The organism is Bacteroides intestinalis DSM 17393, from assembly GCF_000172175.1.
Taxonomy (GTDB): Bacteria; Bacteroidota; Bacteroidia; order Bacteroidales; family Bacteroidaceae; genus Bacteroides; species Bacteroides intestinalis.
This window is the reverse complement of the sequence record NZ_ABJL02000007.1, coordinates 279,100-297,663: the sequence shown is the minus strand read 5'-3', so window position 1 is coordinate 297,663 and position 18,564 is coordinate 279,100. Positions and strand designations below refer to the sequence as shown.

The window sequence follows — 18,564 nt, the reverse complement described above, 5'->3', positions numbered from 1 at the left end:
GAAAAGCATAGAACCCCACTACTTATATATTATGAAGAACAACAAGCTTTATTTTGTTTTTCTTTTCTTAAGTATTTTGTTCGCAAGTTGCAATGGCGAAGAAGTAATTGAGAAATGGCCTGAAATAGGCAACTATTATGATTCGAGCAAGCCTATTGAGTTAAAATCCATGTCACCCGACTGGGGAAGAATCAACGATTCTTTTATTATCAAAGGAAACTTTCCGGTTGACACGACCGGAAAAGTCAAAGTTTTCTTTGCCGACAAGGAAGCGGTTATAGTAAACAACAACGGAAATGAATTGTATGGGCTTATCCCCAAGCAGTTGCCCGGCTATAACGAGATAACATTGGAAGTGGAAGGTAAAAGGTACACCTCTGACAATGTGAAGTTTAAGTATTATCAAACTCAATCTGTGAAAACAATATTGGGAAAATTTGGTGAAGACGGATGGACATCGTCAGATGACAGTAAAATAGAAGAATTCCGAATGAATGAGTGTACAGGAATTGTAGCTGTTGCAGGACAAAAGAGTGATAATTTCATTTTCGTTGGAGGAGGATGGGGCGACCGTACCTATTTTGTGTCATTAGAGGATAATACGGTGATTCGTCTGATTAATATTGGTTATATGGGTGCTGTTGCAGTTGATAGTTCAAGAGAAAAAGTGAGCATCATGCCCCGTAGTGGAGGTGCTTTATACACAGCTACCCGTGCGGATGGATGGATTTTAAACTCTCTTGGTCTCACAATACCTTTCCAAGGCGATTGCCAGGGGGCATTGGCTTATGCCGAAGATGACCGCTATTTGTATGCAATGTCCGGTGATGGTCTTTATGAAATAGATTTGGAAGATAAAGGTTATACAAAGTTATTTGCTACATCAGATTACCCGGCTTTTGATGGAGTGAATACCAGCCAGTGGAGGCATTATCTGACTTATAGTAAATACGATAAGTGTTTTTTCGCTTCTTATCCTGAGAGTAATGGCATTGTGAAGATATGGAAAGATACTTCGGGCGCATGGCAAGTGGAACGCTATGCCGGCTTCCAACCGGGATGGTTGGCTACAGCTTTTGGAGATAGATTGACCGATGCCGTATTGAAAGAACCTTGCGGAATGGCGGTGAATAGTAACGGTGAACTCTATGTATGTTGCAAAAATAGCCATTGCATTGTGAAAATCAAAGGAAGGCTTGTTTCTTTGGTAGCGGGAGCTCCCGATCGGTCAGGAAGACTTAACGGATTCCCTACGGATGCATTGTTTGATAATCCATTGTGTATTGCTTTGGATTCGGAAGAGAACTTCTTCATTGGTGAAGAATCTTCAAAGGCAATCCGGAAAATGACAATTGAATAAAAGTAGAAATCATATAAAATGAATCAAGATGAAGATTAAACATATATTACTGTTTCTTATGGCATGGGTAAGTTCTATGAATTTGGCCTATGCGCAACAGACTGTGGTAGCTTCGGGTTCGGTTATGGACGAGAAAGGCGAACTCTTAATCGGAGTATCGATTTCTGTAAAGGAAGTTCCTTCTATGGGTGCCATTACGGATATTGACGGTCGTTTCAAGATAGGGGGTATCAAAGCCGGGCATACGTTGGTCATATCCTATGTGGGGTATGATCCTCAGGAGATAAAGATGAACAAGAGTGACGAGCGCATGCGCGTGGTGTTGAAGGAGAGTTCGAATGTAATGGACGAGGTTGTGATTACGGCATCGGGTAAGGTACAGAAGAAGATTAATGTGACAGGTGCCATTACTGGAGTTGAGGTGGCTACGTTGAAAACTCCTGCCACTTCCATAAGCAACATGTTGGGCGGACGTGTTCCGGGCATCATTTCCGTTACACGTAGTGGAGAGCCGGGTAAGGATTTCTCCGAGTTCTGGGTGCGTGGTATTAGTACCTTTGGTGCCGGACAGGGTGCCTTGGTATTGATTGACGGTATCGAAGGTAACTTGAATACGCTCGACCCCGAAGACATCGAAAGTTTCTCTATCTTGAAGGATGCCTCTTCTACGGCGGTTTATGGTGTGCGTGGTGCCAACGGTGTAGTATTGGTAAGTACCAAGAAGGGTAAGGCGGGAAAGCTGAATTTGCAGGTGAAGGCAAATACTGGTATTTCTTATTCTCCTCAAATGCCCAAATATGTACGTGCTGCGGAATATGCGGCACTCGCCAACGAAGCTGCCGTGACACGTGGACGTATTCCTGTTTATACGGATGTGGATTTGGCACTGTTTAGAAATCACATGGATCCTGATTTTCATCCGGATGTGGATTGGCGGGATGTTATCTTGAAAGACTATACCTGGAACCAACAATACTTCCTGAGTGCATCGGGAGGTGGTGAAGTGGCTCGTTATTACATCAGTGCTGGTTTTACGACAAAAGATGCTATTTTTAAGCAAGACAAAGGGGTAAACAAATACAATACGAACGTAAATTACAACAAGTTTAATTTCCGTGCCAATGTGGATGTGAATGTCACTCCCACCACTACGCTCTCGCTGAATGAAGAGACTGTGATTGTTACTCAGAATTATCCGGGATATGGAAACGACAGTAAGGTATTGTGGCAGGCACAATCCAATCTGACTCCGGTGACAGTACCGTTGATGTACACCACAGGGCAGGCACCTGGATATGGCACTGATAAATCGAATATCAGTCCGTATGTATTGTTGAATATGACGGGTTATCGTAAGTTCTATTCCAATGACAATAAAATCACGATGCAGCTCAATCAGGATTTGAAGATGATAACTCCCGGACTGAGTATTGCAGGATTGGTCAACATTAATTCGATAGGTGCGAGAACCCAAGTTCGCGAAAAAATGCCGGCCATTTATTATGCTCATGGTTATAAACGTGATGGAACACTCGATTTGGAGAAAATATCTGATGCAGTGGAGCCCTATTATACAAATTGGAATGACACTGAGCGTAGAATTTATTGGGATTTCCGACTGAATTACGACCAGACATTTAATAAGGTACATAAGGTAGGTGCTTTGGTGAAGGCCGAATGGAGCGATTATGAAGCATCGAAATATAATCAATTGCTGACTGCTATCCCTAAACGTTATAATAGTTACTCAAGCCGTTTCTCTTATTCGTATGATGATACTTATATGGCCGAATTTAATATGGGTTACACCGGTTCGGAGGCTTTTGAGAAAGGTAAGAAATTTGGTTGGTTTCCCGCTGTTTCTATAGGTTGGGCTCCCACGCAATATCGCTTCTGGCGTAATAAGGACAATTTTATCAATTATTTCAAAATCAGGGCTTCGTATGGTATAGTAGGTAATGACCGTCTCACTTGGGATGACTCGGTACGTTTTCCCTATCTGACTTTGATTGGTCACACAGGTTCCGGCAGTTGGAATAACGGTTCCGGTTTGACCGAAACGCAAGTGGGTTCCAGCAACCTGCGCTGGGAAAAGGCCAAGAAAGCTGACATCGGTATTGATACACGTTTCTTCCACGAACGTTTTGAAATGACAGTCGATTTCTTCCAGGATATACGTTCAGGTATTTATCAACAACGCCAGAGTGTACCCGAAGAGATGGGACTTCCGTCATTACCTTGGGCCAATGTAGGTGAAATGAAGAGCTGGGGTATGGATGGACATATCTCATATACGCAGCCTTTGGGTGACAATGACAAATACCTGATTATACGTGCCAACTACACACAGTCCATGAACAAAATCACCAATTTCGAGGAAGATCTTAAGAAATACGATTACCAATCAGCCGTAGGATATCAAAGTGGAATTAACCGAGGCTTGATAGCTTTGGGCCTGTTTAAAGACCAGGCAGATATAGATAATAGTCCTCGTCAGGATTTTGGCAATTACTTGCCTGGTGACATCAAGTATAAGGATGTCAATGGTGATGGCATTGTCAATTGGGATGATATTGTACCTTTGAAGTATTCTTATGTGCCTCAGATACAGTATGGATTTGCCACAGAGTTTAACTGGAAGAACTTTAATGTAAGTGTCCTGTTCGAGGGAGTAAGCCGCGTGACCTATTTTAAAGGTGGAAATATGTATCAGCCATTCTCGGGTAGTACAGCTGGTAATGTGATTACAGACTTTGCCAATCCGGCAAACCGATGGATTTCACGTGAAATCTCAGGCGACCCTGCCACCGAGAATCCGAACGCCAAGTACCCTCGTCTTTATTATGGAGGTAGCAGTAATAATAGTCAATCATCTTCTTTTTGGTTGTCTGATGGTAGTTACTTGCGTCTGAAGAATGTGCAAGTCTCTTATACACTCAAGAACCAATTCCTGAAAAAGTTTGGTCTTCAGAAAGCAGTAATTAGTGTGATTGGAGACAATTTGGCAGTTTGGTCTAAAGAGAAGATGCTGGATCCCGCACAAGCAGGAGACAATGGAACAGTCTATCCTGTCCAGCGAGTGTATACTTTACAGCTTAATCTTTCATTCTAATATAACCTGACAATTATGATAAAATTTGGAAATTATAAAAGAGAATTCGGTTTTCTCGGTAGAATAGCCGCAATAACCGTTATTTTGGTCTCAAGCATTATGTTCGGTTCGTGCGAAAAATACTTGGACATTGACAAATATGTGTACGATCAGACCACGCTGGACTCCATTTTCCTTTCCCGCTCCAGAACGGAAGAGTATATCAATGGAGCGGCTGCACTGCTTCCTGATGAATCAATACTTATGAATGGTTGGGGATGGTCTTCTACATTACCCAGTGGATTGGGCTCAGATGAAGCAATCGTTCCGTTTGTAACGAATGGAAATGCTATACTTTATGATGAAGTGAAAGAAACGAACACATGGTTTAATCCGTGGGGCGATTGCTATAAAGGAATCCGTAAGGCCAACATCGTATTGGAGAATATATCCAAAAACCAGGAGCTTACCGAGATGGAAATGCGTGATTTCAAGGGAAGGGCTTATTTTCTGCGGGCTTACTTCTATTTCTATTTGGTAAGATTGTACGGGCCTGTGGTTGTACTTCCCGACCGTCCTTTCGATACGGACGAAGATGTAGCGTCAGTTTCATTCGAGCGTTCCACTTACGATGAGTGTGTAGAGAAAATCTGTGCCGACTTTGAAGAAGCAGCTAAATTGCTGCCTCCAAGTCGTATAGATGCATTGCAGTATATACCTACCAAGGGTGCTGCTTTGGCGTTCAAAGCTCGTATGCAGCTCTATGCTGCCAGCCCCCTTTTCAATGGTAACAGTTATTATTCCGATTGGAAAGACTCAGAGGGCAGGAATTTCATTGCCCAGACGGAAGACAAGGTTAAGTGGGGAAAAGCTGCCGCCACGTTCAAGCGGATTATTGATATGAATAAGTATGCCATTCATACTGTACCTAAAATAGTGAATGAAAAGGGTACAGGCACATTGCCTCTTCCCGAGACGGTATCCGATGCCAACTTCCCTGATGGAGCCGGAGGCATAGATCCCTATAAATCATACAAGACGCTGTTTGATGGCACTTACCAGCCTGAGTTGGTTAAAGAATACATCTATTTTTCAAAAAATAATGGAAACTATATTCTTGTGACACCTTCCAAATTGGGGGGAATATCTTCATTTAGTGTTACTTTGGATATGATTGATGAATACCGGATGGCTGACGGTAGACCGTTTAGTGAAGCTACTCAGGCGGAAAAATCATGGCAGGCAGTGGGACAAGATAAAACATTCTCGTCAGATTATCTTCTTTCCGGAAACAGAGCTCATCGTGATGATGGTCGTGAGCCGCGTTTTTATGCGACTATTGGTTTCAATGCTTGTATCTGGCCTACAACTTCCCACCGTGACGGTTTGTCAGCAGGTACCAGAAACTATGTTACCGACTATTATTACGGAGGTAGTGCATCTGATATGAATAATAATGATAACAGAACCAGGACCGGATATACCTGCCGGAAATATGTGCATCAGGATGATTGTATCTTTTGGAATGGAGTGGTAAAAGCGAAAACTTATCCGATATTCCGCTATGCCGAAGTATTGTTGGGGTATGTAGAAGCGATGAACGAAATGGAAGGTTCGTATACGGACGAAGATGGGCAGGTGACGGTTACTCGTGATGTGGATCAGATGGTGAAATATTTCAATCAGATTCGTTATCGTGCCGGTCAACCGGGAATCACAACTGCCGATGCAGCCGACCAAAGCAGGATGCGTGAACTGATTAAGCATGAAAGGTTGATTGAATTTGCTTTCGAAAGTCATCGTTATTGGGATTTGCGCCGTTGGAAAGATGCCTATGACGCTTACAACAAACCCATCAGAGGATTGGATGTAAGTGCTCGCGAATCACAACGCGAACAGTTCTATACAGAGAGAATTTGGAATACAGAAAAAACCATGAAACGTATGTTTTCCAACAAGATGTATCTGTGGCCGCTTGACAGAAATGTGCTGAGAAAGAACGGTAAATTGGTACAGAACCCGGGATGGAATTAAAATGAAAACACTAAAAGTTGATAATATGAAGAAAATAGCATTTTTTTCGATAACCTTGCTGTTGGCATGTATGGCGGGTTGCGACAATAAAATACCTATGGAAGAGAATTTATGGCCCGAAACGGTTTATCTGGTTGGGGCAAAAGATAAGATTATAAATAGAGATCTGAATATAGGTTATGAAAAAGATACCATATATGCATCGGTTGCCATCAGCGGTTCGCTGCTTGCCAAGGAAGATGTAACTGTTACTGTTGAAGAATTTCCTTCTGGTATTGAAAGTTATAACCAGAAAGAACTCGGTTCGGATGATATAAAGTATCGTACGTTGACAAATGGTATCTATAGTTTTCCACAAGAAAATGTAGTTGTGAAAAAGGGTGAAACCTATGGCACGTATCCTGTTCACATTGACCCATCCACTTTGCATATAGATTCGCTCTATATGATGGCGTTTAAACTTAGTGGAACATCTCGTTTTGAATTGGCTAAAGAAGATACAGTGGTGCTAATCCGTCTGAATCTGATGAATGACTATTCAGGGCTTTATTATATGGATGGTGTGATTAAGCCTGCTGATAATCCGAAAGATTCCGTTATCTATAAGTCGCCTCGCACGTTGCAAGCTGTAGTTGATGGTAACACTGTACGTATGTATCATCAAAAGAATGAGTGGTCAAAAGGTGCTACAGACTACAGACCTGATTATTGCTTTAATATCACCATAAATTCAGATAATTCAGTAACCTTAAAGTCTTGGGATAAGTTTAACCTTGTCAGTGGTGGCGGTAAGTATTACCCCGAAATGGAAGTGTACGATTTGTGGTATACTTTCAGAGAGGATGGTATGTTGAAGAAAACGCGGGGATTTGTGTATAAAGAGCGTAAGAACGATGATGAAGTACGCAAGATAAACGACTGGATGGAAGAAAATAGAAAGTACGATTATTAGAAAGGTGTTTTTAAGGTAAAAAAACAGATTGTGACTTTTTTATTATCATTAGTTTAAGAATGGTGCTTCGTGAGAAACACCATTCTATAAGTAAATATTGTCAAATTTTTAAAGCTGAACCATTATGAAGCATTTATTTTATTGTTTGTTTCTGATGCTATTATGTATTGGATGTAAAGGAGAAGATGATCCGATCACAGAAGAAAAAAATGACCCTTCGTCTGCAACGACAAGGGGGCCGTCGGGTTCTCTTGATTTATCATTGTCAGGGAATGTTGTTTCTATTTCTTGGAATGAGCCATTTGGTAAGTATGTTGGCATCGAAGTAGGAGTATCTACTGGATCTGGTATGTCATTGGGTTCATTTTCAAGTAGTAACGACTCTGGAAGTGAGAAGTTTTTTTTGTCCTCTATTGCATCATACAGTGGACCTGTGACAGCGACAGTAAGAGGTCGTTCTTCTAATGGATATGTTGGTCAACCAATAACTATTTCACTCGGTATTATGAATGATCCTGCTAAGCCACCAAGATGTAGTCATGGATATAACCCACGATATCCAGTATTAAGTATAGGCGTAGACTTGGAGCATAATTTCTATTTTTCGAGAGGAGAGTTTCCTAAAAGAGGGTTATTGTTATATATCTTGCATGTTCAGAGCTTCGATCATTATGAATACCTTCCTTATTACCCTTATACCCCTACACCTGTATATGATGTTGAAGATATTACGAATTGGGTTGATCTCCCGGTTCTTACTTCATCTATGTCCGAGGTAATAAAAATTAGCCATCCACAATTAGATAGATTTTGGGATCGTCCGGATGCGACTTTTACTTTAGATATTCGTCTTTACGATGGAGGGTGTCCCAAATTATCTCCTGGTAATGGTTCATCATTACCAGCATGTACAAACTACTGTGTGTATAAAACAACTAATTTAGAGCCTTTGAGCCAAATAGTCCGTTCTGTAAAAATGAGTCAAGTTTTGGATGGAGTAGTTTATTATCCAGATTCTCCAATGCCTACTTACTAATAAGTACTTGTGAAATCTTTCCATTGCTTTCTTCCTTGTTTTCCAATGGAAAACAAGGAAGAAAGCAATCTGTTACTCTACAATGCTGATAATGAGAAAGTATTCGTGTTAATCTGTGTATTCTGTGGTGAATTAATAATTAAAAAGAAAAAATAATGAAGAACATTGCGAACAGTTCTGTCAAATACATGGTATGGTTGTGCTGCCTGATGCTGTCTCCCAGCCTTTGGGCAGATGGTACCGCTCCCCAGTCTGTACCGACAGATACCCTTGAAAATCTATTTAGAGAGCAACTGTCAAATTTCCCCCAGGAAAAGATTTACCTTCAGACAGACCGTGGCATCTACATGTCCGGTGAAACCCTTTGGTTCAGGGCGCACTTAGTAGATGCCCTTATGCTAAAGCAAGCTAATGCCAGCCGATATGTATATGTAGAGTTGGTGAATCCGTTGGGCAACCTGGTGGAGAGAGTGAAAATAAGACCGGACTCTTTGGGGTGTTTTTACGGACATATTCCATTGGGTGAAGACCTGCCGGAAGGCAACTATTCTCTCAGGGCCTATACTTGGTTCATGCAGAATATAGGTGAAGAGTACTTTCCCCATAAATTGATTTATATATCCGATCCCGTATCCGAAGCGATATCTCCGGAAATCAGTTATTCTGCTGAAAACAACGACATTCATGCGGAAATACATTTTTTTACTAAACCGGACAACCGATCCGTCACTCCCACACAAGCTATTCTATTTCCTGATGGAGACAGGGACAAACAAGGAAAAGTCTTATCATTGGAAGGAGAAAATATCCATTACACTTTCAAAAAGAAAGAAATTCCCGCTTCGCGTACATTTTTATTGCAAACAGTGTATGACGGCAAAATCTCCAACCGCTATTTCAGAATCCCCGAATTGAGTAAAAACTTTGATGTAGCTTTTTTTCCCGAAGGAGGTCATGCAGCTCAGTCCACCACAATCAAAATGGCATTTAAGGCTATTGATGCAGATGGTTTGTCTACAGAGATAGAAGGTCAGGTACTTGACGAAGAAGGTCAGGTATGTGCCGATTTCAAGAGCCAGCATTTGGGTATGGGGAGTTTCCGGATGTATTACGTTCCCGGAAAAAAGTATCATGCCGTTTGTAGTGACGGAACAGGCGTTTCCCAGCGTTTTGATTTGCCCGAGCCTTCTCCGGATGCTATCTCCCTGAATACACTTTGGTCTAAAGATTATTTGCGGGTAAGTCTTTCCAAATCACCTGATACCCCATTGGGGACTTCGCTGACGCTGGTGGCACATTTGCGTGGCATCGTTCTGTATGCACAGCCTTGGGATAACAAACAAAGTTATGTTGACTTCGAAAAAAACTTCTTCCCGGCAGGTATCGTTCATTTTCTGCTGGTTGATGAAGGGAGAAATATTCTGAGCGAACGTTTAGTGTTTTCTCTGCAAAAAAGCGCGCTGGTGCAGACTGAAGTCCGGCTTGACCGCGAAAATTACTTGGCAAGAGAGAAGGTAGATATGGATATACAGATTAAAGATATAAACGGAAACCCCATGTCAGGCAACTTCGCACTTGCAGTTGTTGACAGAACAGACGTGAAGCCGGATACCGTTTCCAACATTGTTTCCACTTTATTGCTCACTTCCGATCTTAAAGGACACATTGAGTCACCGTTGAGTTACTTGCAGGACAGCCGCAGTTCTTCCTATGCTCTGGATTTGCTGATGATGACACAAGGCTGGCGGAAATACAACATTCCGGAGGTATTGAAAGGCAATATAACCGACACATTACCCTACAATTTGGAATTGGGCGACGAAGTTTCCGGTAAAGTAGAGGGCTTGTTTTCTGCATTGAAAGAGGGAAATATCTCTTTGCTTGCCCTTAAAGATTCGCTCATCGGGACAGAACTGGCGAAGCCTGACCGGAATGGGCGGTTTGTATTCGACAGGCTGGAATATCCCAGCGGTACTCAGTATATAGTTCAGGCTCTTAGCAAGAAAGGTTCTTCAAAAGTCTTTATAGAACTGGACCCCTATAAATCATTTCCTGCCCCTAAAATCGGATTTATTCCCCGCATTGAAAAACCACATATAGAAGAAAACTATATGGCAAAGATGGACCAAAAATATACTATAGAAAATGGAATGAGAGTCTATAATCTGGCGGAAGTGATAGTGACAGCCAGAAGAGAGAGAGCTGTAAAAACGGAATCTCCCTTTTATTCGGTAGGAACTTCGAAGGTGCTTACAGAAGAGGATGTAAAAAAAGGACATTTTATTTCTACATACGACCTTTTGCGACGTTTACCGGGCATCACTGTCACAAATAATGAGGTGCGTTATCGATTTGCTCCGGTCATGGTGTTACTGGACAATGTTCCCGAAGAAAATTTTGATTTTGACCTGTTGGACGTGGATGATATCAAAGATGTTTTTTACTCTCCTGCCACTTCTGTCGGTCCTCTTTATGGGTCGGCTGCGGGAAATGGTGCCATAGTAGTCACTACGAAGAATGGGTTTGTGCAGAAAAATAAGATGAACAGCAACATACAGACTATTGCGAGTGTCGGCTACCAGCAGACTGTAGAGTTTTACTCACCGGCGTATGACACCAAAGCGAAGAAAGAATCCACCACTCCTGACTTGCGTTCAACGATATACTGGAATCCGAGCGTTCAGGTTGATGAATCGGGAACTGCTCACGTCAGTTTCTATACGGCTGATTCTGCTGCCGATTATGGGATAGTGATAGAAGGTGTCTGCGCTTCAGGCAATCTCATTTATTCAGGTGAGAAAATTGTATCGCGGCATAATGCTTCTTATTAATTTTCTCAGAATTATTTAAAATATTGCTTATGAAAAACATTACAAATGTATTTTACGAATTTCTTATAGCTTTATGCTGTTTGATGTCTTCCTCCACGCTTTGGGCATGGGAAGATATGCCAATGCCCAGATTGCATGTCGAAGGCCGTTATTTGGTAGACCCGCATGGGAATAAGGTTAATTTACATGGGTTTGCACAAACCTATAGTCCGTGGTTCAATGAGATGGGACAGAAGTGGGACAATTATGACGTGGCAAAATGCTTGAAATACAATCAAGGACTGATTGACGACATTATAGATGCCGGTTGGAAAATGAACTTTCTTCGATTACACATGGACCCGTATTGGTCGAACTCTCCGGGAATTCATGTAGAAGGAGAGAATGATATTTCAGCATTCGATTTCAACCGGTTCAAAACCTATCTTGATAGGGTTTTTATTCCGATGGCGGAATATGCCGTCTCAAAAGGGCTTTATGTGGTGATGCGTCCTCCCGGAGTCTGTCCGGAAAAGATAGCTGTAGGAGATGAGTATAATCAGTATCTCATTAAAGTATGGACACATGTAGCCCAGCATCCGAAATTAAAGAATCATCCCAATATTATGTTTGAACTGGCCAACGAGCCGATTAATATACTTGGTCCTGATGGTACTTATGGAGCCGGTTCGCAGGGACACTTCGATAAACTGAAAGAGTATTTCCAGTCGGTGGTAGATGCGATGCGTGCACAGGGCTGTGATAATATTCTCTGGATACCCGGTTTGGGTTATCAGGGGTTGTATAAAGGATTTGCTGTTAATCCGATTGAGGGAGAAAATATTGGCTATGCTGTTCACCTTTACCCGGGCTGGATGGGAAGTGACGGGGAAAATGGAGACGGTGGTTCCAGTACAGGAGGATATGAACCTTTCCAGCAGGGATGGGATGATTCTGTAGCTCCGGTAGCGACATTCGCACCTATCATGATAACAGAAATGGATTGGGCGCCGTCAAAATATAATGCTTCATGGGGGAAAGCCCATACCGGTACATTTGGCGGTCCGGGTTTTGGAGCGAATATGAAACATATTGTAGATAATTCGGGCAATGTGAGCTGGCTTATTTTTACGGGTGCCGATTTGCTGGCAAAGTTTAAAGATACTCCACCTGCCGAAGGAGAGGCATACACTTTCCTGACTGATCCGGAAGCTTGTCCGTGGCCTACCTATCACTGGTATCAGGAATATGCAAAGGAGAATTATCCGCGTCCCGATTTCACTTATCAGTCTCATAGTGATAATGGAGATGGAACATATACCAATCCCGTTATCTTCGGTGATTTCCCTGATCCTGATGTAATCCGTGTAGGTGATGTGTACTACATGGTATCCACTACTATGTACATTTTTCCCGGAGCTACCATTCTGAAATCTTATGATTTGGTGAACTGGGAGTATTGCTGTAATCCGTTGGAGCGGATAGAGGCATCCGATGGTTATAATCTTGAAAATGGTCAGAATCGTTACAGTCGCGGACAGTGGGCAACAGCGCTTCAATATCATGACGGCAAGTTCTATCTCCTGTTTACTACACTGGATGAAGGTGGATACCTATTGACCACTACTGATATTGAAGGTGAATGGGAAAAGAAGAAGTTGAATGACGGTTTTTATGATTGCGGATTGCTTTTTGATAATGATAAAATATACGTAGTTTACGGTATCAATCAGCTTCGCATAGCCGAATTGGATGCAGATTTCAATAAAATTCCCGGTAACGATAAGGATGTGGTTAAATGGTCTTTCCGCGAAGGGCTCGAAGGGAGCCGTTTGTATAAGATAGGTGAATATTATTACATCTACTCTACGTATGGAGGATGGCCTGCTTTCCAAACTGTTTTCCGTTCCAAAGACATCTACGGACCTTATGAGGAGAAGAAGCTGATAGACGATGACAACATTCATCAGGGAGCTTTGGTAGAAACGCAGACTGGAGAGTGGTGGACTATGCTTTTCTACGATAAAGGTGCTTATGGACGGTTTCCTAACCTGCAACCCGTAAAATGGGTGGATGGTTGGCCTGAAATCGGTGAGAATGGAAAAGGAGTCACTACCTATCGTAAGCCCGATGTTGGTAGGGAATACCCCATAAAGTCATTGCCTACAAATGATAATTTCAGGCATTATAAATTAGGACTGCAATGGGGATGGAATCATAATGCAGACAGATCAAAATGGTCGTTGACTGAACATGCCGGCTATTTGCGATTGTATACGGCAAATGTTACTGACAGCCTGCATAAAGCCAAGAATACATTGACCCAAAGAATTCTGGGATATCCACAGGATTTGGAGCATTCCTATGGTACGGTCAGAATGGAGATAGGAAAAATGCAAGAAGGCGATGTGGCAGGATTGGCAGTATTTCAGGACCCTTATGCTTTTATTGGTATTAAAGTCATAGATGGACAGAAGCGGTTGGTTTATACCACTGCCCCTGTAGTTTCGTCGGCTGCAAAGTCGGAACAGATAGGAGAGGTAGTCACTGAACCGGTAATCTATCTGCGAGCTATTGCCAATTACAGCACGAGTAAGGCAGGTTTCTACTACAGCCTGGACAACAAGACCTATACAAAATTAGGAGATGACCTGAACATGAAGTATGATCTGACGGTATTCACAGGCAATAAGTTCGCTATCTTTAATTATGCAACTGTCCAGACAGGTGGCTATGTAGATGTAGACTGGTTCTCTACCGAACCGGAGTTTGATGAAGAGTTCTATTTTGACGATTCTTTTGAGGGTTATAGTGAAGAATCACTAACCTTAACCGAATTGACCATCGATGGAGATGAAGAGCTAACTTTGCTTACCGGAAGTTCTTCTACAATTACAGTGAAAGGAATATATGCCGATGGCCATACGGAAGATATCACTATGGCGGCCGATTATGAAAATCAAAATCCGGATGTCGTGCGTGTAACTAATGGGCGTATAATGGCTTTGCAGGATGGAGAAAGTGATATAGTTATCAGCTACAAAGGTCCATTGGGCGACCGTCAGTCTTTGACGATTCATGTCACTTCTTCCACTTTTCCATTAACAGCAGAATTGTTTAATCCCAATATTTATGCGACCGGCTCTTTTGATGAGAATACGCATACATTAGTGACCGGACAGTATGGTTTCGGCGGCTGGTGGTACGATAACGGTATTGATTTATCAGAATATAAATACGTTGTGGCAAAAATGGGCAATGATAACTCGGACAACGGTGCTTCATTCCGTTTGTTTGATGAGAATAACTATTGGTCGGGAGCTGCCGAATATGAAATCAAGAGTAGTAAGCAAGTGGTTGTTGATTTGAATAATATGTATAAGGGTAATCCCAAAGTGAAACTTGATCCGAGCCATATTTATATTGTAGGTTTTTGGGCGTTAGGAGGAAAGCCCATTGTCATAGAGAAAGTCTATCTGACTAATTCCGATGATTACAAAGATCCCACCGGTATCGAAGATGTGGCCGTGGATAAAGATCCACAGGTAGATGTCTATACCATTACGGGAATCAAGCTCCGCACTCAGGTGCGCAGAAGTGAGGTGATCCGGGATTTGCCTGCAGGAATTTATATTGTGGGAAGAGAGAAGATTGCCATACTGAAGTAATCAGATGATAGAATCTGATTAGTTTACATAAGTGGGCAATCAATTTCTTTGAAAACGTATTTATAAGGATGATATAATCCAGCCTACAGGTATTTGTAGCCTTGTTCTGAAAGGGCTACACCTTTTTGCCCGGATGGTTACACCCTTTTAGTCTCATGGCTACACCTTTTCATATAAAGGGTGTAGCCCTTTCAAAAGGATACTTTACTCTTAAATATTAGTTTTTGAAAAATATTTATTCAAAATAAAAGTTCTTCTTTTTTATTGCTTATATTTGTCAGAGTGATTAATCTTTGAGTCTTAGTAGAAATTAATTATATACAACTATACCATGAGAAAACTTATTTTCCTTCTCCTGCTTTGTATCACTTGTATGCTTCAGGCACAAAATGTGATCGACAATCCTAAGTTTAAATTCCGTTCGGGCAGTATCTATAATATTACTCGTATTGAACGTACTCCAGATGCAACGAGGTTGCATATCCATGTTATTTTCCGTCCACATTGGTGGGTGATGCTGGGTAAGAGCACTTATCTGGAAGATGCGAATACCGGTGAGAAATATTATCTTACGGGGAGCGAAGGTTTTGAACTGGATAAAGAAGTATATACTCCGGATTCGGGAACTTTAGATTTTGTGCTTCTTTTTCCACCGCTTCCTGAAACAACAAAAGAGATTCATTTCCTCGATGACGATGAAGGCGATGAGTCGCATACATTCTATATATCTTTGGAGAAGAAAGATGCCAAAGCCTCACTTTTCGATAAAGTTTCCGGCAACTGGATGGGAATGGATGGCTATTATGAATGGGCTTTCGGCATATACGATTCTCTTGCTGTCATGGACAACCGTTTCTATCAGTACGAAGCAATCCGTCAGAAAGGCAAAAGCATGCTGTTCACTTTGAAAGATGACCGGGGTGATAAAGTGGAACTGGAACTGACTCCGCAAAAGAATGGTCTGTGCCGGATAAAGAAAGATAAAGAACCCGCCCGGCTTTATTCACGGGATGCGGGAAGCATGAAGGCGATGCAGGTTGAAGAGAATGAGAGTCCGGTATTTCGTCGTGATAGTGTTTGCCTGCAAGGATACATTGCCGGCTATGATCAGAAATTAGGTTTTACCAACGGTCTGATTTATGTTTCCAATGACCTGACTCGGGAAGACTATCCGATGGTAGTGACTCTGCAACCCAATGGAAGGTTTGAGTGTAAATTTGAGGTCAACTACCCTATGGTAAGTTCGGTAGTGTTCAATAATAACTGGTTGCCTTTTTATATAGAGCCGGGACAGACTGTAACCATGTATGTGGATTGGGAAGCGATCATGGCGCGTAGCCGTGCCCGTGATTATGATTATCCTTATCACAATCTCCATTATATGGGGCCTACTGCATATATAGGAAGGGCGCTGAAATATGCGAATGATTTATTCGTGTTCCGTTATGAGGATTTCTCGAAGATGCAGAAAGAGCTGACTCCTACGCAATTTACAGAGCGTTGCGAACCCATGTTTCGTCGTTGGTCAGAACAGGCTGACTCGCTTGTAGCTGTCAACGGATATGTGGGAAAGGCAGCACGCTTGGTGAAAAATGCGGCAATGATTTTCCAAGGTTATAAGATGCTGGACTTTGTAATGGATAGAGATTATCTGGCACGAGAGAATAAAGATAACGAGGTTCTGAAGGTTAAGGAAGATTCAACTTATTACCACTTCTTACGACAGATGCCGCTTAATGATAGTCTTATCGTAGCGGATAGGCATTTTAGTACGTTTATCAACCGCCTTGAGTATATGAATTTTGCAAGGGCTATGGGTGATACAACGACTGTTGAAATGGGAAAGATTGCCTATAAATATCCTGAAAAATCTGTTCTTACTTATTTGAAGAAGAATGGTGTAGTATTGACTCCCGAGCAAGAAAAAATGCGAAAAGATAGCGAAGAAAGAGCAGGTAAGACTGTGACAAGAGAGATAAGCGAACTCATTGCGGAGACGAAGATATGGGAAGAACTTAGAGAAAAATATAAGGATTTATTTGAAGCTTATCGAAAGGAAAACGAGGTAATGGATGGTGTTTCTGTATCTATTGATGAAAATCAAAAAGCAGAAGATGAAAAAAGAATGAAAATAAATGATTTCTTTAAATATCAAAAAGAAAAATCTGGACGATTGGATACCATAGTCGGATATATTCCGTTGGTTTCGCAGATCATTGCTTTGCGTAGTCTTCCTTTTGATTTAAAACAATTGGATAGAGAAGGTGCCCGTAGCCTGTTGGAGAAAGAAAAACAGTTAATCGGCCATCCGTTCATGTTTGCCGAGGCGGAGCGTTTGTATGCCAAAGCGTTTCCGCAACAAAACGATAGTACTTACACTCTGCCTGAAGGGCCCGCTACGGACATCTTCCGTAATATCATTAAAGCCCATGCGGGTAAAGCTTTATTTGTAGATTTTTGGGCAACGTTCTGTGGTCCCTGTCGTGGAGGTATTGAACATACTGCCGGTTTGCGCCAACAGTATAAAGATCATCCGGAATTCCAGTTCATATACATCACCAGTGATCGTGAAAGTCCAGAAAAGACTTATAATGAGTATGTGGAAAAGAATTTGAAAGGTGAGGCTTGTTATCGTATTCCTCAGGCAGATTACAACTATCTCCGCCAATTGTTCCGCTTCAACGGTATCCCTCATTATGAGTGGATAGAAAAAGATGGTACTGTATTGCGAAATTCTCCGGGAACTTATAATCTGGAGAAATATCTGAAACAACGTTTTGGAAGTAAAAAATGACTCATATTATGAAGCAAATAAATAGCTGTCTGTTGTTTGTGCTGTTTTCATTTTTCAGCTTGTTGGCGAAAGCGCAGTTTGATGTGGAAAAGTATGATAAGGAGTGCTTTTTGGTGGGAACTCTGGATGAATATATGGGGTATGATCGCACCTTCGAAGTTAAAGGCGAGGATGCCTTTTATCAAAGAGTTGAAAAATATCGGCTGAATGAGTTGTCTACAGTACTATTTCTGTCTTCTCTTTTTGATTCTGATTATCAAGATATATCTATTGTAAAAACCGAGAATATTGTTCCGGAAATAGCGATATATTCACCGGGATTGTCTGCCGAGGTGGATAAGTATTATAATTATGAGCCAAAATGGCTTGTACAGCGCAGGGTAACAGGGTTTATTCTGGAAAAGTAAGCGGAGAAAAAATAGAAACGGAGAAACTGAAATTGTCCTTTTTGCTTGGGGCTTATTTATGCTATGGGAAGGCTTGTGATAATGAAATCGGGAAGTACCGTTTTTTTATGACCAATGCCCAAAACAAGTCGAAGTTGATAGCAGACTTACTATTAAAATTAGGGTGTAGGCATATAGAATATCTGGTGAGATCCGATTATATTCCTAATGGATATTATGTGACGTTCACCCCTTCTGCCAAAATGCAGACTGTGATTAATGAGGCGGAGCGTTTGAGAGAATATATATCAAAGATCGACACGAGAGATGTGGAGTTTACTGCCGATGGCAAGAAGTTTATCCTGAAAGAGTTTCCCAAATTGGATGATGAAGAGTTAAATAAAAGGATGTGGAAAATGCTTGGCAAATAGTC

Annotated in this window: 10 protein-coding genes; all 10 read left to right on the top strand. The window is 41.7% G+C overall.

Translation table 11 applies throughout. From position 1 onward, the window contains the following. Positions 1–31 precede the first annotated feature (31 nt). The 10 genes from BACINT_RS05170 (at position 32) to BACINT_RS05125 (ending at position 18,562) form a co-directional block, all read left to right on the top strand. Positions 32–1,360 carry an NHL repeat-containing protein gene (locus BACINT_RS05170; RefSeq protein ID WP_227073008.1) on the top strand — a complete coding sequence of 443 codons (1,329 nt, stop codon included), beginning with the start codon at positions 32–34 and terminating at the stop codon, positions 1,358–1,360. A 28-nt stretch (positions 1,361–1,388) separates the two neighbouring features. Continuing rightward, positions 1,389–4,472, top strand: coding sequence for a SusC/RagA family TonB-linked outer membrane protein (locus tag BACINT_RS05165; protein WP_007661140.1), 3,084 nt, complete (start codon positions 1,389–1,391; stop codon positions 4,470–4,472). 15 nt (positions 4,473–4,487) lie between these two features. After that, complete coding sequence (locus tag BACINT_RS05160) at positions 4,488–6,485, top strand: RagB/SusD family nutrient uptake outer membrane protein (protein WP_007661139.1); 1,998 nt, start codon at positions 4,488–4,490, stop codon at positions 6,483–6,485. Positions 6,486–6,510: 25 nt separating this feature from the next. Beyond that, a complete protein-coding gene (locus tag BACINT_RS05155; protein ID WP_225663124.1) occupies positions 6,511–7,437 on the top strand; it encodes a BT_3044 domain-containing protein in 927 nt (308 codons plus the stop codon). 124 nt (positions 7,438–7,561) lie between these two features. Further along, positions 7,562–8,473: a hypothetical protein gene (locus BACINT_RS05150; RefSeq protein ID WP_117707246.1), complete on the top strand. Its 912-nt coding sequence runs from the start codon at positions 7,562–7,564 to the stop codon at positions 8,471–8,473. A gap of 155 nt (positions 8,474–8,628) precedes the next feature. Beyond that, positions 8,629–11,304 (top strand): MG2 domain-containing protein, encoded by a 2,676-nt coding sequence (locus BACINT_RS05145; protein ID WP_007661135.1) that lies wholly within the window; start codon positions 8,629–8,631, stop codon positions 11,302–11,304. 29 nt (positions 11,305–11,333) lie between these two features. Next, positions 11,334–14,951, top strand: a complete 3,618-nt coding sequence (locus BACINT_RS05140; protein WP_007661134.1) for a family 43 glycosylhydrolase — start codon at positions 11,334–11,336, stop codon at positions 14,949–14,951. Positions 14,952–15,282: 331 nt separating this feature from the next. Continuing rightward, a complete protein-coding gene (locus BACINT_RS05135; protein WP_021968012.1) occupies positions 15,283–17,745 on the top strand; it encodes a TlpA family protein disulfide reductase in 2,463 nt (820 codons plus the stop codon). An 8-nt stretch (positions 17,746–17,753) separates the two neighbouring features. Continuing rightward, on the top strand, positions 17,754–18,152 hold the full coding sequence (locus BACINT_RS05130; RefSeq protein ID WP_021968013.1) for a hypothetical protein: 399 nt from the start codon (positions 17,754–17,756) through the stop codon (positions 18,150–18,152). After that, positions 18,107–18,562: a hypothetical protein gene (locus BACINT_RS05125; RefSeq protein WP_007661128.1), complete on the top strand. Its 456-nt coding sequence runs from the start codon at positions 18,107–18,109 to the stop codon at positions 18,560–18,562. Before BACINT_RS05130 ends, BACINT_RS05125 begins: the two co-directional genes overlap by 46 nt. The last annotated feature ends 2 nt before the right edge of the window (positions 18,563–18,564 follow it).